Genomic DNA, 22,128 nt, shown 5'->3' with positions numbered 1-22,128 from the left:
GAAGTTAATTTAAAGCTATAAAATATTTCATCTGTAATGCAAAAACATTAGGTCCTGTAAAAAATTAATCTATACTTAGTTGTTCTTGATTGAAAATCATAAGATTTTTCTTGGAATAAAAACAACTGTTTCAACAAGAAACTTATTAATTTTTACTTAAAACTATCTAAAATACGAATAATTCAACTTTTCTTTACAGAACCTAGTGCAGCAATAATTATTTTAATTCAACTTTTGCTCCAGCAGCTTCTAACTTACCTTTGATTTCGTCTGCTTCTGCTTTTTTCACATTGCTTTTAATCGGCTTTGGAGCTTCATCAACTAATTTCTTAGCTTCAATTAAACCAAGACCTGTGATATCTTTTACAACTTTAATTACTTCAACTTTCTTATCACCAACAGCTGTTAAAACTACTTCAAACTCAGTTTTTTCAGCTACTGCTTCAGCCACAGGAACTGCAGCACCGGCAGCTGCTACAGCTACAGGAGCTGCTGCAGATACACCCCATTTTTCTTCTAGCATTTTCACAAGCTCAGCTGCTTGCATTAACGTTAATGATGATAATTGTTCTTCAATTTTAGCTAAATCTGCCATAATTTTTTCCTTTTTACTTTTTTTATATTGAGAGATTACTACATCAGGCATTTTAAAGTTAATTAAATTCTTTTGTGCTTCAAATTATAAGACTTTTTTAAAATAAGAATACTATTCTATAAAAAACCTTATTAATTTTCACTATAACAGCTCTTTAATTATCAATTAAAATACCTGATGCAGTAACCTTTAAGTTAAATTTTTACTAGCATGTACTTGTATTACTCTCGCCATACTCGAGGATGGGGCTTGTAAAACACCTACAACCTTAGTAGCCGGTGCTTGTAATAACCCAACAATTTTACCCCTAAGCTCATTAAGTGTAGGTAGCTTAGCAAGTTCTTTTATTGAATGTTCATCTAATACGTGATTATCTACTATTCCACCGATAATCTTAAGATTATCATTAGCCTTAGCAAAATTAACTACTAATTTTGCCATCTCAACCGGTTCTTTAGAATAAACAATAGCAGTAGGACCCGCAAATAAATTAGCAATACTATTAAGCCCTGTTTGATTTGCAGCTATTTTTGCTAAAGTATTTTTAACTACTTTAAAACCTGCTTCTTTAGATTTAAGTGATTCTCTAAGCGAACTCATTTGACTAACGGTTAACCCGTGATAATGAGTAATAATTATAGAGGGCGATTCTTTATAAATATTTACAATATCCTCTACTGCTACCGGTTTTTCTGATCTTAACACCTTTTAATTCTCCTTTTATAATACAGTTTAATATATTTAAACTGATACAAATGCTTAAAATAACAAAAATTTTTTATTATTACTCTACTGTTAAACGGCTATAAAAATTATGCTATACTAGTTAAATCTATTTGTACCGATGCTCCCATAGTAGAAGATAAATACATTGCTTTTAAATAACTTCCTTTTAATCCGGCAGGTTTTGCTTTAATTACTGCCTCAATAAACGCATTTAAATTTTTTAATAAATCTTGGTCTGAAAAAGATAATTTTCCAAGCCCTGCATGAATTATACCTGCTTTCTCTGCTCTATATTCTACCTGACCGCTTTTAGCATTTTTAATAGCATTTTTAATATCTAAAGTTACGGTACCAAGTTTAGGGTTAGGCATTAAACCTTTTGGTCCTAAAATTCTTGCAACTGAACCTATAGCTGCCATCATATCGGGAGTAGCTATACATACATCAAAATTAATTTTCCCTGCTTTAATTTCATCAATAATATTTGTTGAACCTACTAAATCTGCTCCGGCATTTTTAGCTTCTTCTTCTCTTTCTTCTTTACAAATAACGGCAACTCTTACGGTTTTGCCTGTACCGGCAGGTAAATTAACTACACCACGTACCATTTGATCGGAATGCCTAGAATCAATTCCAAGCTTCATAACTATTTCTAAGGTTGGATCAAATTTAACATATGATGCTGATTTTAATCGTTCAACTGCATTTGTTAAATTATATAAAGTATCTGATTTTACTTTTTCTCTAGCTTCTCTTATGTTTTTACCGCCGCTAATTTTTACAGCAACATCTTTCTTATTTGACATAATAATTAATTCCCTACTACTTCAAGTCCCATAGATGCAGCACTACCACAAATAATTTTTGTTGCTGCTTCAATATTTTTTGTATTTAAATCAGGCATTTTTAACTTTGCAATTTCACGACAATCATCCATAGTAACTTTACCTACTACGGCTTCTTTTTTAGTAGCACTAGAACCTTTAGTAATTTTAGCATATTTCTTTAAAAAGTAAGAAGCAGGAGAAGTTTTTATTTTAAAAGAAAAACTACTATCTTCATAAACAGTAATTACGGTTGGCAGAGGTATTCCTTTTTCCATACCTTGCGTAGCATCATTAAAATCTTTACAAAATGCTGCAATATTAACTTTTCTTTGTCCTAGGGCCGGTCCTATAGGAGGTGCAGGAGTGGCTCCAGCAGCTGGAATTATCAAGTTAATATAACCTTTTATTGCTTTCTGAGACATTTATAAATATCCTTATTTTTCTCTTAAATTAATATTACTTTGTAACAATTGCATGGATCTTGTTTCCCATCATTGCAAGGAAAAGCTGTAAGTTTTGACAAAACAAGGAAGAAAAAAAATTCTGTAAATCAGAAGTTTTTTATTATTTCTTCTAGATTGCCACGTAGCCTACGGCTGCTTGCAATGACGACGCATTATCCCGCAACAACGACATTCTGAACATTCGTACAATACAGCTTAAGTAATTAATAAACCGTATTTAGCCCAACTTTTAATCATTTTTCTTTACTTGATTAAAATTTAGTTCTATTGGAGTTGCTTTACCAAATATTGCAACTGAAACTTTTAACCTATTTTTTTCTTGATCTATTTCTTCTACTGTACCCATGAAAGTTTCAAAAGGACCGTCTGTAACAATCACTATTTCACCAACTTCATACAATTTAGAATTCTTTGCTTCTTTAGCTTCTGCTTCCAAATTATTAAAAATATTTTGTATTTCACTTTCTGTAAGAGCTTTTGGCGTGGTTTTGCTTCCTAAAAAGCCAGTTACTCCAGATATATTTTTTACTAAATGCCAAGATTTATCAGTCATATTCATCTTTATCAAGATATAACTCGGCATTAGTTTTTTTTCTACCTTGACATTTTTACCGCGTTTAACTTCAGGAACTCCAAAAACAGGTATTAATATATCTTCAAAAAAATCCGTCATGTTCTGTTTAGCGATTTTTCTAAGCATATCTTCTTTAATGCGTTTCTCTGCTCCTGATGCCGTATGTACTACATACCACTGCTTTACATTTTTTTCAGAAGAAGGTAATATATTATCTATACTCTGTGCTGTCACAATTTATTCCTTATACTATTTGCCGATATTAAGCAAAAGCTGCATTATGTTATGTATACTATAATCAAGTACCAAACAAATTAGGCTAAAAATAAAAACTGCTACTACCACTACTAATGTTGAAGCAACAAGCTCTTTTCTAGTTGGCCAAACTACCTTATAAGTTTCTTGTTTAACTTGTTCAAAAAACTTATAAATTTTATATTCTTTAAACATATTTTTGTTAGGTAATTTATTAGACTTCTTACAAAATGCTACTTCTAGAGGCAATTGAGACGATAATCCAGCACTGGAATTCTCACATACTAGTATGTACGCTGCAATTCGAGGTGAAGTACCTCTTTCAAATTTCTCTCTATAAGCACATTTTGTAAAAATTCTATATTTTATAGCAAAAAAGCTCTAAGCCTATAATGGCAGGAGCGACAGGTATCGAACCCGCAACCTCCGGTTTTGGAGACCGGCGCTCTACCAATTGAGCTACACTCCTATCATATTTTTAATAAAAAATCAATAAAAGTTATTAAAAATATTTGTTATTATTAAAAAATTACTATAATAAACAGTACTGTTAATTTATAAGCTGCCACAGCAAAACAACATTTATTTCTGTAAGACGTGACACCTCACCCCTAAATTATTTTTTAGCTTTAATAATATCAGCTACTTGACTCGGCACTTGATCATAATGAGAGAATATCATACTAAACTGAGCTCTACCTTGAGATAAAGACCTAAGCGTATTAACATAACCAAACATTTCCGCTAAAGGAATATTCGCAGTAACTACTTGAGCATTCCCTCTTGGATCCATGCTTTGAATTTGTCCTCTACGACTATTTAAATCGCCTATAATATCACCCATATATTCATCAGGAGTGATAACTTCAACTTGCATAATCGGCTCAAGTAATTTAGGATTACCTTTTGGCATCCCTTCTCTAAATGCTGCCTTTGCAGCAATTTCAAACGCAAGTACACTAGAATCTACATCATGAAACGCACCGTCAACTAAAGTTGCTTTAAAATCAATCATAGGATAACCGGCAATAACACCGGTTTCTCTAATATTATTTAATCCTTTTTCAACACCTGGTATATATTCTTTAGGCACGGCACCGCCGATGATTTTACTTTCAAAGACAAAAATTTTATTTTTATCTTCATCTTTCAGATCTTTTACCTCTTTTAGAGGCTCAAAAATAATTTTTACACGAGCAAATTGTCCTGCACCGCCGGATTGTTTCTTATGGGTATAATCAATTTCACAAGCTTTTGTTATAGTTTCACGATATGCTACTTGAGGAGCTCCAATATTTGCTTCGACCTTAAACTCTCTTCTCATACGATCAATGATAATTTCTAAATGGAGCTCTCCCATTCCTTTTATCACTGTTTGTCCTGTTTCATAATCAGTTGACACTCTAAATGATGGATCTTCAGCTGCTAAACGAGAAAGTGCGAAGCCCATTTTTTCTTGATCGGCTATTGATTTAGGTTCTACCGCAAGCTCAATTACCGGCTCTGGAAATTCCATTCTTTCTAAGATTACTTGCTGATCAATATCGGATAACGTATCACCTGTGGTAGTATCTTTAAGACCTGCTAAAGCTACTATATCACCTGCTGATGCTTCTTTTACGTCTTCACGATTATTAGCATGCATTAATAGCATTCTACCGATTTTTTCTCTTTTATTCTTTACGGTATTAATAACAGTTGTTCCTGAAGTAATTTTACCTGAATATATTCTAATAAAAGTTAATGAACCGACAAATGGGTCATTCATAATTTTAAATGCTAAAGCTGCAAAAGGCTCAGTTACCGAAATAGGGAAATCTTTTTCTTCACCGGTACTTACTTCCATACCTTTTACTATACCTATATCAATAGGCGAAGGTAGGAAATCTACTACGGCATCAAGTAAAGGCTGTACCCCTTTATTTTTAAAAGCACTACCGCATAAAACCGGATAAAATGCTGCTAAAATAGTACCTTTTCTGATTAATCTTTTAATCTCTTCTGCTGTTACTTCTTCACCTGATAAATATTTTTCCATAACATGATCATCTAACTCAACAACCATATCAAGTAATTTAGCACGATATTCTTCAGCTTTATCTTTCATATCGGCAGGTATATCTTCTTCAAAATACTCAGCTCCAAGTGCTTCATCTTTCCAAATCACTGCTTTCATTTTAATAAGATCAATGATACCTTTAAAATTTTCTTCAATCCCTACAGGCAACTGAATAACAAGCGGTTTTGCTCCTAAACGATCTTTGAGCATTTCAACGCATCTATAAAAATCTGCTCCCATTCTGTCCATTTTATTGACAAAACACATTCTAGGAACATTATATTTATCTGCTTGCCTCCAAACCGTTTCTGACTGCGGTTCAACACCTGCTACACCGTCAAATACTGCAACCGCACCGTCAAGAACACGAAGCGAACGCTCTACTTCGATAGTAAAGTCAACGTGTCCAGGAGTATCGATAATATTAATTATTTTATCTTGCCATCTACAAGTAGTAGCAGCTGAGGTAATGGTTATACCGCGTTCTTGTTCTTGTTCCATCCAATCCATGGTAGCACCGCCCTCATGAACTTCACCTATTTTATGCGATTTACCGGTATAATATAAAATACGTTCGGTAGTTGTGGTTTTACCGGCATCAATGTGAGCACATATACCGATATTACGAATATGCTCAAGTTTATTTCTTTTACTCATTAATACCCTACCTTATTTCATTTTTTTAGGGCTAAAATGAGAGAAAGCTTTATTAGCTTCGGCCATTTTATGAGTATCTTCTTTCTTCTTAATGGCAACACCTCTATTATTAGAAGCTTCAAACAGCTCTTCGGCAAGCTTATCAATCATCATTTTTTCAGAACGTTTTGACGCAGCATTAATAATCCAACGGCTAGCAAGGGCATATCCTCTTCTTTCATCAACATGCGTCGGAACTTGATAATTAGCTCCTCCAACCCTAACCGACGTTACTTCTAAATGCGGCTTCACGTTATGCATAGCATTATTAAAGGTTTGATACGGATCAACTCTATGCTTCTTTTCAATTTTATTAAAGGCTGAATAAACAATTTTCTCTGCAAGTGCTTTCTTCCCTTCTTTCATAATATTATTGATAAATCTTGACAGTAAAATACTGTTATATTTCATATCAGGTAAAATTACTCGCTTTTCTGCGGCATGACGACGTGACATTTTATTTTTTCTCTCTAACTAATAATTTATTTTTTTGTAACTGCAACTTGTTTACGAGGAGCACCGTAACGTGACCGACCTTGCTTACGTCCTTTCACTCCGGCAATATCATAAGCACCGAGTACGATATGATATTTCACCCCCGGAAGATCAGGAACCTGACCGCCTCTTACTAACACCCTATCATGTTCCTTTACACTATGCTTTTCACCAGGAATATATGCATTTACGGTTCTTTTATTACTTAAACGCACCGTTGCAATCTTACGAAGTGCAGAGTTAGGCTTTTTAGGGGTAACGGTTTTTACAACTAGGCAAACACCGCTTTTAAAAGGATTAGATTCTAAGGCAGGAGATTTGGTCTTACGAGTTTTTGACTTTCTCCCAAAACGTACTAATTGATTATATGTCGGCATTAAAAAAAATACTCCAAAAAAACTTATATATACGATAATTAAAGGGTGAAAATACTTCCACCCTTTATTTTCAATCATTTCTCAATACAAATTATAAGAATTTGTAAATTACACTAAATTTAAATTATAATTACTTTTTCCATAAAAGCAAGTATGTTTTAATTAACAATCATTTTTTTCTCAATTATTTTTGCTATAAAGCTGATTAACATCACTAAAATATAGTAACAGCACGCAGCAATAAGCATTGGAAAAAAATAATTATATGTTTCAATTGATACAATTTGTGCTCTACGCATTAAATCCATTTCTCCAAGCATAGAAATAATGGCTGATTCTTTAATCAAATTTACAAGCTCATTTACTAATGACGGAAAAATATTTTTAACTGCTTGCGGCAGAATTATATCTTTCGTTATTAAAAACTTTGGAATAGCAAGAGCTTCAGCCGCTTCAAACTGCCCTTTATCAACTGCATTAATCCCTGCCCTGATTACTTCGGAAACATATGCTCCCGAATTAAGAGAAAAAGCAATAGCTCCCGCCATAAACACACTAAATTTAATGCCTATGATATAAGGTGAAGCAAAATAAATAATACTTAATTGAATTAATAAAGGTGTTCCTCTGAAAATAGAAGTATAGAAATTTGCAAAAAGCCTTAAAGCACGATTTTTATTTACCTTACAAATAGCGAGCAGCATCCCTATTACTAAACCGAATATAACGGCAATAACGCTATATTTTAAAGTTACCAAAGTTCCCTCTACAATAAAAAAGATTTTTGGATAGAATTTTATTAAATACTCAAACATATTTTATATATATATTTTTTTCTTGTCATACCGCGGCTTAACCGCGATATCTAAAAAATAAGCATTTTTGGATCCCGCGATTAAATCGCGGGATAACATTAAAGATTTCTAGATTCCTGCTTTCGCAGGAATGACATAAGAACATTAATCAGTACACTCTCTTCACCGGCGGGACTGCTATTACTTCATCGGTTAAAGTAGTTAAAGTCACAGGTTTATAATCAAGAACTACTTTACCTGCTTCATCGATAGAGCTAAGAGTATGCTTCATCCAATCCCCATCATTACGATCAGGATAATCTTCACGTGCATGAGCTCCTCTGCTTTCTTTTCTTGCAGCTGCCGAATATACTGTTACTAAAGCTTGATCAAGTAGATTATCTAGCTCTAAGGCTTCCACCAAATCGCTATTCCAAATTAAAGATTTATCGTTAATTTTTATATCTTTATAGCCGCTTCTTATTTCGCTAATCATTCCTGCTCCTTCATCTAGTACCTCTTGAGTTCTAAATACCGAAGCATGGCTTTGCATAGTTCTTTGCATTTTAAGCCTTAACTCTGCAACTAAAATATTACCGTTAGCGTGACGGACTTTATCAAATCTATTTATAATTTTTTCAAGGCTTTCTTCTTTTATAGACTTGTGGGGACTCGCAGGCTTAATAAGCTCGGCTGCTTTTAATGCAGAACTTCTACCAAATACTACTAAATCAAGCAAAGAATTTGATCCTAATCGGTTAGCACCGTGTACCGATACGCAAGCCGCTTCACCGATTGCCATAAGCCCTTTTACTACGCTATTATGACTTTTACCGTCTTTGATTATGACTTGACCATGATAATTCGTCGGTATCCCCCCCATATTATAATGTACCGTAGGAAGTACCGGTATCGGCTCTTTAGTCACGTCAACACCGGCAAAAATTTTAGCCGTCTCAGAGATACCGGGCAAACGACTATGTAAAATCTCAGGCGATAAATGATTTAAATGTAAAAATACATGATCTTTATGCTTGCCCACTCCGCGCCCCTCTCTGATTTCTATAGTCATTGCTCTTGAAACTACATCTCTTGAAGCTAAATCCTTTGCAGCAGGAGCATAACGCTCCATAAAACGCTCACCGTTTGCATTAACAAGATATCCCCCTTCGCCTCTTGCCCCCTCGGTAATAAGACAGCCAGCCGAATATATACCTGTCGGATGGAACTGTACAAATTCCATATCTTGCAGTGGAAGACCGGCTCTAATCGCCATGCCGCCCCCATCACCAGTACAAGTATGAGCAGACGTCGCCGAAAAATAAGCACGCCCGTATCCGCCCGTTGCAAGCACTACATTATGCGCTCTAAAACAATGCAGACTACCGTCATCTAAATTCCACGCAACTACGCCTCTACATTCACCATCTTCCATCAATAAATCAATAGCAAAATACTCAACGAAAAACTGTACTTTATGTTTTAGTGACTGTTGATATAAAGTATGCAGTATGGCATGCCCCGTACGATCTGCCGCAGCACATGTACGCTGAGCTGCTTTTCCTTTGCCGTACTCTGTTGTCATTCCTCCAAAAGGACGCTGATAAATTTTTCCCTCTTCAGTTCTTGAGAAAGGTACGCCGTAATGCTCTAGCTCTAAAATTGCATCGGGAGCGTTTTTGCACATATACTCAATGGCATCCTGATCGCCTAACCAATCAGAACCTTTTACCGTATCATACATATGCCAACGCCAATCATCTTCGCCCATATTCCCAAGAGCCGCACTAATTCCACCCTGAGCAGCCACAGTATGACTACGGGTTGGGAACAGCTTAGTTATACAAGCGGTATTTAGCTCTTCTTTAGCCATACCGAATGCAGAACGAAGACCTGCTCCGCCTGCACCTACAACTACTACGTCAAATTTATGATGAATGATATTATACGCTTTGGTCATTAAATTAATTTTTTACTATTTTGATACGTGAATTGTCTACCTCTGTCACCCCATGGCTTGACCACGGGGTCCAGTAATTCAATACACAATATTGTTTTCTGGATACCGTGGTCAAGTCATGGGGTGACAATTTTTATCCTTTATAAAACAGCGCTACTACAAAAGCTACAATAGTAACAATGCAAAATAATTGCACTATTATAATCAATGTATTACGTAATTTGTGACAACTTATATAATCTTCAATTACTACACGCATACCAAGCATCGCATGATACAACGAAACAACCACCGTAATTAACAAAGCTACTACATTAAAAGGCTTTTTAAGTTCCCACATAATAATATTTATATCATTATTTTTGTTGGTTAACGTAAAATATATTAGCCACACAGAACATAAAGCTAATATAATCCCCGTTACTCTTTGCAATAACCAATGATGAGAACCACTTTTAGCAGAACCGCTATTTTTTGCTTTTATAATTTCTGCTTTAAAATCATATACCATTAATTTTCTCTATTATTTGTTTTAGCTTTTCGTCATTGCGAGGAAATTGCATAGCAATTGACGAAACAATCTCAGGCATTTGTTATTATTTCTGAGATTGCCACGTCGATGCTACGCATCTCCTCACAATGACATTTTTATTACTACACCCATAACAATACCGTTAATAATACAGATCCTACCACTACACACCAACCAGTGATATTAACCAATTTTATAGAAAAACCGTAACCGATATCCCAAAATAAATGCCGAATGCCGTTACATAAATGATAAAACCAAGCGTAGCTAACAGCTACTAAGCATATTTTTATAATACAGCATTCAGCAAGCTGTAAATAATTATTGTCATATTTACTAAGAATCAACCACCACACCAAGATTGACACCGCAAAAAATAAAGCTACGCCGGTCATACGATACAAAATTGATAATGTAGAACTTATTTGCGGCTTATATATAGTTAAATGTGGTGAAGTTGGACGCTTATTATAAATTTCTTGTTTGGTTTTAGTCATATATTTCTAATAAATAAAGGGTTATGTCATTCCCGCGAAAGCAGGAATCCAGTAATTAAAAAATACAAATATACTGAATTTTTAAAATTAAAAGCTCTCTTTTTTCTGGATTCCCGCTTTCGCGGGAATGACATACTACACGTTTCAATCGGTCAACGACATCTATCTCTGCAACCAATGTCTTTCTACAGGCGATAAATCATCTGTCACTGCTCTCCTATCATCGAAAACAAAACATTCACCTTGCCATAAATTGTTCTTGTTTTGTGTATCTTCTAGATATTGCAGTATTCCACCCTTTAAATGATATACCTCATCATAACCTATGCTTTTAAGTAAGCTGGTGGATTTTTCACACCTGATACCACCTGTACAAACCATAGCAATTTTCTTACCTTTGAGCAATTCTTGATTCTGCTGAACCCAAGCAGGAAATTGTTTAAATGTTTTGGTATTAGGATTAATTGCTGATTTAAATGTACCAACCTCTACTTCATAATCATTTCGAGTATCTATTACTATAACATCTTGTTTTGTGATAAATTCATCCCAATCTTTCGGCTCTATATATTCGCCTTTAAACAAATCAACATTTAAATCATCAACGTTCATTGCTACGATCTCTTTCTTCAGTCTGACTTTCAATTTCTGAAAAGGATGAACATCACTATAATTTATTTTAACGTTAACATCTTTGGGACCGGTCAGCTTTATCAATTCTTCAAGTACAAGATTTACATTTTCATATGAACCTGAAAAAGAACCGTTAAAGCCTTCATTAGCTAATAAAATAGTACCTCTAACATATTTTCTTTTACCGATAAGCAAAAGTTTCGGTATCAAATTCGCCGGTTCTTCTATATTAACAAAACTATATGCACTTAAAATTGCTATTTTTTCATTCATAAATTATTTAGGTATTATTTTTACATTCTATGTCATTCCCGCGCAGGCGGGAATCCAGCAAAAGCTATAACAAACTTATTTTTATAGCTTTATTTTATTTTTGTATCAATGTTAAGATTATGTTTCTGGATTCCCGCCTTCGTGGAAATAAAATAGAAAACTATATCTTACATAACCTGCAATGGTACGAACATATTACTACTACCCCTTTCAATCAAGAGCAAAATATTTTGCTTATCTGATTTTTTAGCATTTTCATATAATTCTTCTAGCTTACTTATATCGTCTATGCTTTCCTGATTAATATTGGTTATCAGATCACCAATTTTGAAGCTACTTTCTTCTTCATCAATATTGGTTATCACTATTCCCATTTTATCTTGAGGAATAGTATATTTTTGTCTTAGTTCTTCAGTCAAATTACCAAAAGTAATATTATTTTTAGTAATAGATAAATTATTTTCTTCTTTATTTGTTATTTCTTTCTTATTGGTCTCTTCTGTAGAATCTTTGGTAACCTCTTCATTATCCGCAGTAATTTTAATAGGTAACTCAAGCTCCTTTTTATCGCGAAGTATTTTTACTTTTACTTCCTGATCAATAGGAGCATCTGCAATAATTACACGTAATTTTTTAGTATTTTTAACCGGTATATCTGCAAACTCTATTATTATATCACCTGTTTTAATTCCCGCTTTATCACCTGGACCGTCTTCTTGTACTTTAGCTACTAACACCCCCCTAGTATTTTTAAGTCCTAGCCCTTCAGAAATTTCCTCGGTTAAATCTTGTATTGTTACTCCAAGGCGTCCTCTACTTACTTTTCCATCTTTCTTAAGACGTTCGATTATAGGCTTTGCAGTATTTGACGGTATTGCAAAACCGATACCTATATTAGTACCGAGCGGTGAAAAAATTGCCGTATTTACGCCGATTACTTTCTGATCCAAATTAAACATAGGACCACCGGAATTACCGTTATTAATTGCAGCATCCGTTTGAATAAAATTATCGACTATATTGTCCGTATCTATATCGATATCCCGCCCTTTAGAAGAAATAATACCGCTTGTCACCGTACCACCTAGATTACCGAATGGATTACCGATCGCAATAACCCAATCTCCTACTCTTGCATCATTCGAATCTCCAAACTCAACAAAAGGTAGAGGTTCCTCGCTATCTATTTTTAAGAGAGCTAAATCGGTTTTAGTATCGTTACCTATTAATTTAGCCGATAATTCGGTATTATCTGCAAGTTTTATATTAATTTTATCAACATTTGCAATTACATGATAGTTTGTCACTATTAAGCCGTTAGGTTCAATAATAAATCCTGAACCAAGCGGGACACTTTTCGGAGTTTGATCAACCTCTTCCAAATTCAGCGGTATATTAAGCTTTTCTAAAAAATCATTAACTTTTTCTTGTAGAGGATCTTTCTCGGCGTTTTCCGATTTACTATTAACATATTCTATTGTTGAAATATTAACGACTGCAGGAATTAACGGTTCAACTATATCGGCAAAGCTATAACGAGCGGCTTCACTTACTTTTAAAGGAGCAGAATTTATTTCCGTAAATTCATTCTCTTCTTGAGCTGCTACTTTTAAAGACTTACTATTTTCTTTTGCTAGCACAACGTTACTTGATATTAAAACTATTATAACAATAACTATTTTCAGATTAACCATATACTCCAAGTAAATAAAAAGTAGATAGACTAGTATACTACTTAGTGAGATTTAGATATTTTAAAACTTCAGCATCCGGTGAAATTACAAAATTAGTATTCTCTTTCTTTAAAGAATTTTTATATACTAAAAGTGATCTATAAAATTTATAAAATTCCGGATCAACTGAATAAGCAGAATTATATATTTTTGCCGCTTTCTCATCGCCGTCACCTTTAATAATTTGTGCATCTCGATAAGCTTTAGCAAGTATTATTTTACTTTCTTTATCTGCTTTTGAACGAATACGCACGCTTTCTTCTTGTCCTTCCGCTCTAATTTGGGTTGCTTCTTTTTCACGTGCCGTTTGCATACGACGATAAATAGCCGCACTATTTTCTTTTGGTAAGTCTGCTCTTAAAATTCTAACATCTACAACATCAATACCGAAGCTTTTAGCTTCACCGTCCACTTGATTTAAGATATTTAACATTACGTTACTACGTTCCTGACTTAAAAGGCTACTTAGCGAGATTTTACCTATCACCTTACGCATTGACGATTCAAGATTACGAGTCAGTCTAATTTTCACACCTTGATAATCATGTACCGTTTTATAAAACATTACGGGATTATTAATTTGGAATTTGGCGTAGGCATCAACAATAACTCGTTTACCGTCAGCAGCCGTTAATTCTTTTGCCTCAACCTCAACATCTAAAAGACGCTTATCAAAAAATTCAACATTTTGAATAAACGGGATTTTAATATTCAGTCCTGGATTTTCTATAGTTCTAACTGCCTCACCAAACTGGAATACTACTGCAGATTGGCGTTGGTCCACTGAAAATAAGGAGCTAGAAATCAGTATCAGCCCAAAAACAATTGTAAAAATTATATAATAAATCTTTTGTTGCATTTAATATTCCTTGTTGTTTAGATGTCATTTGTGTATAGCGTGAAAAACACGCTTGATGTCATTCCCGCAAAAGCGGGAATGACATAGCACCCCTATGGTTTAATAGCCATGTGCGGCAGTAGTGCCTTATTAATAATCGTTTTATTTGAACCACCTAATATCTCTTCCACTACTTCTAAATATAATCTATCTCTAGTTACTTGCCTACCTATAGCATATTGTTTATAAATAGCATTAAATCTTTGGCTATCACCTTCTGCTTTCGATATAACTTCTGCTCTATAACCTTCTGCTTCTTGTATAATCTTTGCAGCCGCTCCTCTAGCTTCCGGCAAAATCTTATTATTATAGGCTTGAGCTTGATTTATTTCTTTTTCTTTATCTGCTTTTGAAGTTTGCACGTCTCTATAAGCGTCTATTACTTCGGCAGGCGGCTCGGCTTTTAATAATTGTACTTTCTCAATCATAACACCGGCATTATAACTATCCAATATCTTCTGTGCTAATTTCTCTATTTTATAAGTAATCTCCTGCTTTTGATCGGATAATACCCAAGAAATAGGAGTATTGCCTATGACTTCCCTAACGGCACTCTCGACTGTTGCTTTTACTGTTTCTGCAGGTCTTTGTACGTTAAAAATAAAATCTTCAAGATTATTAATATGCCACATTACGTCACAATTTAAAGCAATGATATTTTCATCACCGGTGAGCATGATACTTTCACCGGCAATATTTTTAGTATTATCGCCACCGCTACGCAGAGAGCTATTTGTACGATAACCAATCTCAATCCGACGTGATTGTTTAACTTTCTCAACTATTATCTTTTCAAAAGGTGCCGGTAAATGATAATTAAGCCCGGGGTAGCCCTTACGCACAAAACGCCCAAATCTTATTACCGCTGCTTCTTCGCCTTCTTTTATTTCATAAATACCCGAAGCGAGCCATAAAGCAACCACTGCAACAACAGCTAAAATTATTGTTTTAGCATTGAAATTAAACGGGAATTGAAATTGATCAAAATTAAATTGATTTTTACGCGGTCTTGTGAATATGTTACCTTCTTTATCAGAATCAAAATCTTTCCATGGGGATTTTTTTAAAATTGAGATATGTTTTTTATTAAGCATTTGCTTTATTGTTTTATATTATTTTTAAAGATGAGATAATTATATATATTATAGTATATAACGTCAAGTTACGAGCTTAAACAGCTTTAAAAAGGAAATTTCATTATGGCGAATTTACACCAACGACAAATTATAGATACAATTCAGCATATTACCTTTAAAGACGGTACTTTTTTAAATGAAGTTATATCGGATATTATAATTAAAGGTAATAATATCGGTTTCTCAATAGATATATCAGGTAAAAACAAGTTAGAAGCCGAAGAAATTAGACTTAAGGCAATTAATAAACTTAACGAGATTTCGGAAGTAAATAAAATAACAATTGTTTTTACCGAAAGTAAACCGATGGAGCAAAAAGTTCAAAAACCAAAACATTTTGTAGAAAATGTAAAAAAAATTATCTTAGTAGCGTCAGGTAAAGGCGGAGTCGGAAAATCTACAATATCGGCTCTTATCGCTCAGCAGTTAAGTCTAGCAAATTACCGAGTCGGGATAGTAGATGCGGATATTTACGGTCCGTCAATTCCGCATATATTCGGCATTAACGAAGTACCGCAAACGAAAGATGGACGAATAATACCGGTACTTGCTCAAAGCATCGAAATTATATCTATAGGCTTCTTCGTTAAAGACCACTCGGCAATTATTTGGCGTGGTCCTATGGCGAGTAAGACTATTTATCAATTATTATCGGTAACAAAATGGGATAATTTAGATTATTTAATTATCGATATGCCGCCGGGAACAGGTGATATTCATTTAAGTATACTAGAAAATTATCATTTAGACGGCGTAATAATCGTAACTACACCACAAAAAATATCAGAAATAGACGTAATACGTTCTATAGATTTATATCAAAAACTAAATTTACCTATTTTGGGAATAATTGAGAATATGAGCTATATGCTTAAAAATAATAGTGGCGGACATTTATCACAAAAATATAATATACCACTAATCGCTCAAATTCCGATCACACCACAAATAGCCGAGGCTTGCGATAAATCACTACCTCTCACAAACTTATTAACATTACCTTTAGAGAAGTATTTACAATGAAAATACACGTATTGGCGGATGATAGAACAGGCAACACCCATCAGGCTATTGCACTTGCTGAAAAATTAACGGAAGAATATACAACAATTAAGCTTGAATATAATTGCTTAGCTAAGCTACCGAACTTTTTACTAAAATATTATCCTATTCATATAAAAAGTAAGCTATTGCAGTATCTTTTGGATAAGTCCCCGCCTGATATGATAATTACCGCTGGAAGAAGAACGGCAGTACTAGCATTTTATTTAAAAAAGAAATTTAAAGATATCAAGTTAATACAAATAATGCAGCCTAATCTTCCTTACAATGCATTTGATGCCGTTATTCTGCCTTATCATGACCAACGTCATTGCGAAGCCACAAAGTGGCTGAAGCAATCTCAGGGCTTTTTTACTAGATTGCTTCGTCAATACTTCGTATTTCCTCGCAATGACGACTTTAAAAACATCATCCCCATCAACGGAGCTATCAACAACGTAACCAAACAGTTCGCCGCAGCAAACTTGGAACTCCAAAAACATTATCCTAATCTTAAACAGTTTATTGCAGTGATAATCGGTGGGAATAATAAAAAATTTAATTTCCATGAAGATGAAGCAGTTTTATTTGCTTCATTATTAAATAAAATATATACTAATCAAAAAATACCTTTTTTCATTAGTTTTAGTAGACGTACACCACACACTGTAAAATCAATTATTAAAAATAATATGCCGTCCTCCACAATTATTTATTACCCGAACGAAGACGCAGGCTATAATCCTTATATAGCTATGCTCTCCAAGGCAAAATATATAATCTCTACGGCCGACTCAATCTCAATGTGCAGTGAAGCAGCTTCAAGCGGCAAGCCTCTTTATATATTCTACCCACCAAACTTTAATTCTTCAAAACATAAGATTTTTATAAAGCAGTTAGTAGCACAGAAGATAGCAAGAATTTTTGATACGTCGGCTATTGCTCTAGAAGAATATAGCTACAAATCCTTAAATGAAGCAGAAAGAGTAGCTGAAATTATTAAATCTTTAATCAAAAGCTGGTAATTATATGGATAAAGATATACAATCATATATATTCATTAATAAGCTAAAATCTTTACCGTTTGTCAACGAAATATGGCTTTTTGGCTTCTCGTGCTAGAGGGGATAACGATGAGCGTTCTGATATTGATATTGCAATTATCTGCCCTAATATTACAGATCAAGGATGGCTAGAAGTTATGTCTATAATAAAGAATGCCGACACGCTTTTAAAAATAGATTGTGTAAGGTTTGAAAGTACTAAAATAAGCTCTGAACTTTATAAAAATATATTAAAAGAAAAAAATTATATATGTCAAAATAAACCTTAAACTTGAAAAATTTCGTAAAGCTTTTATGACGCTTGAAGATATTTATTTAAAACCGACAACAGAAGATAGGGCTTATATTGATGCCACTATACAAAGATTTGAATTTACTTTTGAACTCGCTTGGAAGTTTTTAAAAGAATATTTTTCTCAAAAAGGCACATTTCTTCACTATCCTAAAGAAGTGATAAAGGAAGCTTTTGTTGCCGGTATTATAAATGATGAGAGTTTATGGATTTATATGCTTACTGATCGTAATATGATATCTTATACTTACGATAAAAAGCTTGCTGATAATATATAACCGAATAAGAAATTATGTTCCTGAACTTAAGAAATTACTAAATATCATTGATTTAAAGATTTAATAATACCTTGCAGAGTTTGGACTTCAGGGGAAGAGAGACTATTTATACGTGTAAATATATTAGTGATATTTTGTTGCATAGCAGTTTTTTTGTCGGGAGCCTTGAAGAATCCGGCTTTATCGAGTTTGCCGAATAAATTTACTAAAAAATGCTCTATTTCTTCTTTAGTAGCTAATTTTTGAATGTTATGTACATCCTCTCTGGGTGTAGAATTACGAAACAACTCATAGCATATAATAATAACCGCTTGAGCAATGTTTAATGAGCTAAATTCGGTTGTATTAATAGTGATAATCTTATTAGCAAATGCGATTTCTTCGTTGCTAAGCCCATTATTTTCCCGTCCGAACATTATCCCGACTTTTTCAGAATTTGGATAATCTAAAGGTAAATTTTGTGAAAATACATAATCTTTATTCATAGCCCTTTTAATGCAAGTAGTAGCATATAAATATTCGAGGTCTTTAATGCTATCCTCTAGGCTATCAAAAATTTTTGCATGATCTATAATATTAACCGCTCCGACTGCATTACTACGTGCTTGCTCATTAGGCCAGCCGTCTCTTGGAGCCACGATTCTAAGCTCATTTAAGCCAAAATTCTTCATTGCTCTTGCAGTAGCACCGATATTCGCACCCATTTGCGGGGCAACTAATATTATCATTGGATTCATTTTAATAATTTTTTGTAACTAAGCAGGTATAGGCAATCGCTACGGCGTCAGCTTCATCAGAATTGGTAATTAAGGCAGTGCCAGGCAGCAAAAGCTTTATCATATGCAACATTTGGTCTTTCTCTGCATGCCCATATCCTGTTACGGTTTTTTTTACCGTATTTGGCTTAAACTCTCGCATGTCCAAATTATATCTACCGATCAGCGACATTATCGCCCCTCTAGCATATCCAAGCTTTAAAGAAGTCACGCTATTAGTATTAACAAATGTTTCTTCAATCGCTGCTATATTTGGTTGATATTCTAATATTACTTTTTCTAATGTACTATTAATAAAAGCAAGTCTATGATGAATTGCATCCTTACTATTTGTTCTAATAATACCACTAGCTAAATATTTCAACTGTGCGGTCTCCTTTGCCACTACTGCCCATCCAAGACTCCCAAGTGCCGGATCAATCCCAAGTATTATCATGATTATTTAATGTTATTTTTATTGGCATTATTATATGGCTTTTATGTCATTCCCGCTTTCGGGGGAATGACATCGAAAACCATCCAACAAAGTCTGTCAAGCCACAGGGTGACAGCTTTATATCTTCATATACTGATAAAATTCTTGATTATTCTCCCACAGCTCACGCACCTTAACGAATAAAAATAAATGCACAGGAAATCCAAAAAACCTCTCCATTTGCATTCGGGATTTTGCTCCTATTTCTTTGATTTTAGAGCCGTTTTTACCGAGTATTATAGTTTTATAGCTCTCTCTTGAAACTACTATAACTTGATTAATCTTTACGGATTTGTCTTTAAGATCTTCCCATGTTTCGGTTTGTACGGTTAATTTATAAGGGAGTTCTTTCTGCAAATTTAAAAATAACTGCTCTCTTGTAATTTCTGCTGCAATAAAACGCATAGGTAAATCCGTTATGTCGTCTTCCGCATAAAGCCAAGGAGAAAATTTGGCCTTACTTGTTATATATTCAAGTAATCCATCAATATTTTTGCCTGATAAAGCAGATATAGAAAAAAGCAAGCTATCAGGATGATTTTCTGTTAAAAAAGCTTTAATGTCATTTAGATATTTTGATTCGATGTCTATTTTGTTCAATAAAAATATCGGAACAATATTAAGTGAGCGAAGCTTATCTAAAATATTATGCGTTATATCATCAAACGACTTTAGACTATCAATAATTAACAGAACTAAATCCACACTATGCAAACTAGACCACGCACATCTTACCATTGCTTTCTCTAAGCTCCCTTTCGGCTCAAATATACCGGGCGTATCGTATAAAATTACCTGTGTATCTTTTAAGGTAACAATACCGGTAATAATTGACCTAGTAGTTTGAACTTTTGGGGTAACGATTGAAAGCTTCTCACCGATTATTCTGTTTAATAAAGTTGATTTTCCGCTATTAGGTCGCCCGATTATACAAACCGATACCGTTTTCTGATTAGACATCTTCCCAAACTTCACTTCTAGAGGTAATTTAGACGTCGATCCAATACTCGCATCCTCGCGTACTGCGGCGGCAAGTGCTTCCGTGTCTCCTTTAAATTCCTCTCTATAAGCGAATTTGGCAAGATGTCTATTAGTCATTTTTAAGTCTATGCAATAAGCTGCGTGCTGCGTTTTTCTCTGCTTCTTTTATTGTGTGACCAGTGCCTGTTTGTTCATAATCTTTTACTTTTACAAGAACCGTAAAAGTCGATGAATGGGAGGCTCCTTCTCTTTTTATCAGACGATATATAGGTAGGTGATGATCACTAGCTTGAGCCCATTCTTGTAAAGCAGTTTTTGGGTCATAATCCGTTAAATTCTGAACTTTTATAAATTCTGCCCATAACTTCTCAATAATATCATGGGTTGTTTCAATATTGCTATCAAGATATATAGCTGCAATTAAAGCTTCCGTGGCATTTTCTATATTATTACGATTATCACGCCCGCCTGCTACTTCTTCGCCATGAGTCATAATTATATAATTTTTTAAAGTAAGTTTAGCTCCAACCATGCATATTGTTTCTTTGCAAACCAAATATGATCTAATTTTAGCTAAATTCCCCTCATTATAATTTGCAAAATTTCTAAATAAAATTTCTGTGATTACTAAATTTAATACGGCATCACCTAGAAATTCTAATCGTTCATAATCTTTATCATCCTTGTACTCGTGATGTTGCCTTAAAGACGGGTGACTCAACGCCTCTACTAAAAGCTCTTTATTTTTGAAACTATAGCTAAGTAGCTTTTCTAACTTCTCAAATGATTCCATTACGCATCCGTGTTATAAAGATTTCTGAAAATTCGATTTAACCTAACAGATTCAATCCATGGCTTTAACTTTAGTACTAGATTAATAACTCCTATATCATTATCCCACCAAGTTATTTTTGTTGAGAACCAAATAAATTGTGCTTTAGCAATAAAATTTTCAAACGGTACAAATCCAAGATTTACTCTACTATCATTTGACTGATCTCTATTATCCCCTAAAAAGAAATATTTCCCTTCAGGTACATAAAAAACATCCGTATTACCATATCTATCATTATATATAACGCCATAAATAGGAGCAAGTTTATAAGAAAAATATGTTCTACCGTTTGGCAGTGTTTCTTTAAACTTTAAATATTTTATTCCCTCTTCGCTTATATAAGTTCCAACTTCCGTGCGTTCTATTTTTTTGTCGTTAATATATATTACGTCATCAATCAATTGAATTTTATCGCCGGGTAGCCCTATTAAACGCTTTATATATCTAACACTCATATCGTTAGGCGGACGGAAAACTACAATATCGCCACGATCCGGTTCACGAGCAAATATTCGCCCTTTAAAAAGAGGAATAAAATCAAAAAAAGATAAAGAATAATTACTATAACCATAACTATATTTCGTAGAAAATATATAGTCATTCTCAAGTATGGTTGCTTTCATAGACCCGGTTGGAACGGTAAACGGCTCCATAATAAGTATTCTAATAAGTAAAGCGATACATATTACAAAAGCAAAAGACCCCCACTCTTGCTTAGCTGTTTTATTAGTGTTTGATTTTGTATTATCTGTTTGCATAATCTCTTAATTATTTATAAATTGGAATCGTCATTGCGAGAAAATTACAAAGTAATTGACGAAGCAATCTCAGGAGTTTGTTATTATTTCATGAGATTACCACG

At 33.9% G+C, this 22,128-nt stretch carries 26 protein-coding genes and 1 tRNA gene; 4 read left to right on the top strand and 23 right to left on the bottom strand.

Annotated features, from left to right (window positions below):
• Positions 1-217: 217 nt before the first annotated feature.
• The 18 genes from rplL to hflK all read right to left on the bottom strand — a co-directional run bounded on the left by rplL (position 218) and on the right by hflK (position 15,482).
• Positions 218-595: a 50S ribosomal protein L7/L12 gene (gene rplL / locus TENJIKU01_RS06325; protein ID WP_064429624.1), complete on the bottom strand. Its 378-nt coding sequence runs from the start codon at positions 593-595 to the stop codon at positions 218-220.
• Positions 596-784: 189 nt separating this feature from the next.
• On the bottom strand, positions 785-1,300 hold the full coding sequence (rplJ, locus tag TENJIKU01_RS06320; protein ID WP_064429622.1) for a 50S ribosomal protein L10: 516 nt from the start codon (positions 1,298-1,300) through the stop codon (positions 785-787).
• A gap of 107 nt (positions 1,301-1,407) precedes the next feature.
• Positions 1,408-2,127, bottom strand: a complete 720-nt coding sequence (gene rplA, locus TENJIKU01_RS06315) for a 50S ribosomal protein L1 (RefSeq protein WP_064429621.1) — start codon at positions 2,125-2,127, stop codon at positions 1,408-1,410.
• A gap of 5 nt (positions 2,128-2,132) precedes the next feature.
• The gene (gene rplK, locus TENJIKU01_RS06310) at positions 2,133-2,570 is read right to left on the bottom strand and encodes a 50S ribosomal protein L11 (protein WP_064429620.1); all 438 of its coding nucleotides are present in this window, start codon (positions 2,568-2,570) and stop codon (positions 2,133-2,135) included.
• A gap of 271 nt (positions 2,571-2,841) precedes the next feature.
• Positions 2,842-3,420 carry a transcription termination/antitermination protein NusG gene (gene nusG, locus TENJIKU01_RS06305; protein WP_064429619.1) on the bottom strand — a complete coding sequence of 193 codons (579 nt, stop codon included), beginning with the start codon at positions 3,418-3,420 and terminating at the stop codon, positions 2,842-2,844.
• 15 nt (positions 3,421-3,435) lie between these two features.
• Positions 3,436-3,636 carry a preprotein translocase subunit SecE gene (secE, locus tag TENJIKU01_RS07970; RefSeq protein ID WP_004996644.1) on the bottom strand — a complete coding sequence of 67 codons (201 nt, stop codon included), beginning with the start codon at positions 3,634-3,636 and terminating at the stop codon, positions 3,436-3,438.
• 198 nt (positions 3,637-3,834) lie between these two features.
• A tRNA-Trp gene (locus TENJIKU01_RS06295) sits at positions 3,835-3,910 on the bottom strand.
• A gap of 147 nt (positions 3,911-4,057) precedes the next feature.
• Positions 4,058-6,157, bottom strand: a complete 2,100-nt coding sequence (gene fusA / locus TENJIKU01_RS06290; RefSeq protein ID WP_064429618.1) for an elongation factor G — start codon at positions 6,155-6,157, stop codon at positions 4,058-4,060.
• A gap of 12 nt (positions 6,158-6,169) precedes the next feature.
• Positions 6,170-6,652, bottom strand: coding sequence for a 30S ribosomal protein S7 (rpsG, locus tag TENJIKU01_RS06285; RefSeq protein ID WP_004996646.1), 483 nt, complete (start codon positions 6,650-6,652; stop codon positions 6,170-6,172).
• A gap of 26 nt (positions 6,653-6,678) precedes the next feature.
• Positions 6,679-7,068, bottom strand: coding sequence for a 30S ribosomal protein S12 (gene rpsL / locus TENJIKU01_RS06280; protein ID WP_004996647.1), 390 nt, complete (start codon positions 7,066-7,068; stop codon positions 6,679-6,681).
• A gap of 158 nt (positions 7,069-7,226) precedes the next feature.
• Positions 7,227-7,883: an amino acid ABC transporter permease gene (locus tag TENJIKU01_RS06275; protein ID WP_004996648.1), complete on the bottom strand. Its 657-nt coding sequence runs from the start codon at positions 7,881-7,883 to the stop codon at positions 7,227-7,229.
• 148 nt (positions 7,884-8,031) lie between these two features.
• Positions 8,032-9,822, bottom strand: a complete 1,791-nt coding sequence (gene sdhA, locus TENJIKU01_RS06270) for a succinate dehydrogenase flavoprotein subunit (protein WP_064429617.1) — start codon at positions 9,820-9,822, stop codon at positions 8,032-8,034.
• A 133-nt stretch (positions 9,823-9,955) separates the two neighbouring features.
• Entirely contained in the window at positions 9,956-10,333 is a 378-nt protein-coding gene (gene sdhD, locus TENJIKU01_RS06265) for a succinate dehydrogenase, hydrophobic membrane anchor protein (protein ID WP_064429616.1), read from the bottom strand.
• A 143-nt stretch (positions 10,334-10,476) separates the two neighbouring features.
• Positions 10,477-10,851, bottom strand: a complete 375-nt coding sequence (gene sdhC / locus TENJIKU01_RS06260) for a succinate dehydrogenase, cytochrome b556 subunit (protein WP_010976843.1) — start codon at positions 10,849-10,851, stop codon at positions 10,477-10,479.
• A 162-nt stretch (positions 10,852-11,013) separates the two neighbouring features.
• Positions 11,014-11,757, bottom strand: a complete 744-nt coding sequence (locus TENJIKU01_RS06255) for a rhodanese domain-containing protein (protein WP_012152447.1) — start codon at positions 11,755-11,757, stop codon at positions 11,014-11,016.
• A gap of 167 nt (positions 11,758-11,924) precedes the next feature.
• Positions 11,925-13,451, bottom strand: a complete 1,527-nt coding sequence (locus TENJIKU01_RS06250; protein ID WP_064429615.1) for a Do family serine endopeptidase — start codon at positions 13,449-13,451, stop codon at positions 11,925-11,927.
• Between the two features lie 37 nt (positions 13,452-13,488).
• Positions 13,489-14,274: a protease modulator HflC gene (gene hflC / locus TENJIKU01_RS06245; protein ID WP_255374226.1), complete on the bottom strand. Its 786-nt coding sequence runs from the start codon at positions 14,272-14,274 to the stop codon at positions 13,489-13,491.
• A 167-nt stretch (positions 14,275-14,441) separates the two neighbouring features.
• Positions 14,442-15,482: an FtsH protease activity modulator HflK gene (gene hflK / locus TENJIKU01_RS06240; RefSeq protein WP_064429614.1), complete on the bottom strand. Its 1,041-nt coding sequence runs from the start codon at positions 15,480-15,482 to the stop codon at positions 14,442-14,444.
• Between the two features lie 105 nt (positions 15,483-15,587).
• On the opposite strand from hflK, the gene TENJIKU01_RS06235 reads away from it, so the two are divergent.
• From TENJIKU01_RS06235 to TENJIKU01_RS06220, 4 genes are read left to right on the top strand one after another with little or no spacing between them, the layout of a single operon-like run.
• On the top strand, positions 15,588-16,547 hold the full coding sequence (locus tag TENJIKU01_RS06235) for an Mrp/NBP35 family ATP-binding protein (RefSeq protein ID WP_064429613.1): 960 nt from the start codon (positions 15,588-15,590) through the stop codon (positions 16,545-16,547).
• Entirely contained in the window at positions 16,544-17,590 is a 1,047-nt protein-coding gene (locus TENJIKU01_RS06230) for a mitochondrial fission ELM1 family protein (RefSeq protein ID WP_064429612.1), read from the top strand. The genes TENJIKU01_RS06235 and TENJIKU01_RS06230 overlap by 4 nt, the downstream gene beginning before the upstream one ends.
• Positions 17,591-17,649: 59 nt before the next feature.
• Positions 17,650-17,898 (top strand): nucleotidyltransferase domain-containing protein, encoded by a 249-nt coding sequence (locus TENJIKU01_RS06225; RefSeq protein WP_227780085.1) that lies wholly within the window; start codon positions 17,650-17,652, stop codon positions 17,896-17,898.
• A 25-nt stretch (positions 17,899-17,923) separates the two neighbouring features.
• Positions 17,924-18,199, top strand: coding sequence for an HI0074 family nucleotidyltransferase substrate-binding subunit (locus TENJIKU01_RS06220; protein ID WP_255374225.1), 276 nt, complete (start codon positions 17,924-17,926; stop codon positions 18,197-18,199).
• Positions 18,200-18,243: 44 nt separating this feature from the next.
• Here the strand turns inward: TENJIKU01_RS06220 and TENJIKU01_RS06215 are convergent, their stop codons facing one another.
• The 5 genes from TENJIKU01_RS06215 to lepB all read right to left on the bottom strand — a co-directional run bounded on the left by TENJIKU01_RS06215 (position 18,244) and on the right by lepB (position 22,024).
• A complete protein-coding gene (locus TENJIKU01_RS06215; RefSeq protein WP_064429611.1) occupies positions 18,244-18,936 on the bottom strand; it encodes an RNA methyltransferase in 693 nt (230 codons plus the stop codon).
• 1 nt (position 18,937) lies between these two features.
• A complete protein-coding gene (gene ruvC, locus TENJIKU01_RS06210) occupies positions 18,938-19,411 on the bottom strand; it encodes a crossover junction endodeoxyribonuclease RuvC (protein ID WP_064429610.1) in 474 nt (157 codons plus the stop codon).
• A gap of 117 nt (positions 19,412-19,528) precedes the next feature.
• Complete coding sequence (gene era, locus TENJIKU01_RS06205) at positions 19,529-20,548, bottom strand: GTPase Era (protein ID WP_082894550.1); 1,020 nt, start codon at positions 20,546-20,548, stop codon at positions 19,529-19,531.
• On the bottom strand, positions 20,541-21,224 hold the full coding sequence (gene rnc / locus TENJIKU01_RS06200) for a ribonuclease III (protein ID WP_064429609.1): 684 nt from the start codon (positions 21,222-21,224) through the stop codon (positions 20,541-20,543). The genes era and rnc overlap by 8 nt, the downstream gene beginning before the upstream one ends.
• Positions 21,224-22,024 carry a signal peptidase I gene (lepB, locus tag TENJIKU01_RS06195; protein ID WP_012736744.1) on the bottom strand — a complete coding sequence of 267 codons (801 nt, stop codon included), beginning with the start codon at positions 22,022-22,024 and terminating at the stop codon, positions 21,224-21,226. The genes rnc and lepB overlap by 1 nt, the downstream gene beginning before the upstream one ends.
• Positions 22,025-22,128 lie beyond the last annotated feature (104 nt).

The organism is Rickettsia sp. Tenjiku01, assembly GCF_001653015.1.
Taxonomy (GTDB): Bacteria; Pseudomonadota; Alphaproteobacteria; order Rickettsiales; family Rickettsiaceae; genus Rickettsia; species Rickettsia rickettsii.
This window is presented reverse-complemented; position numbering and strand designations above follow the sequence as displayed.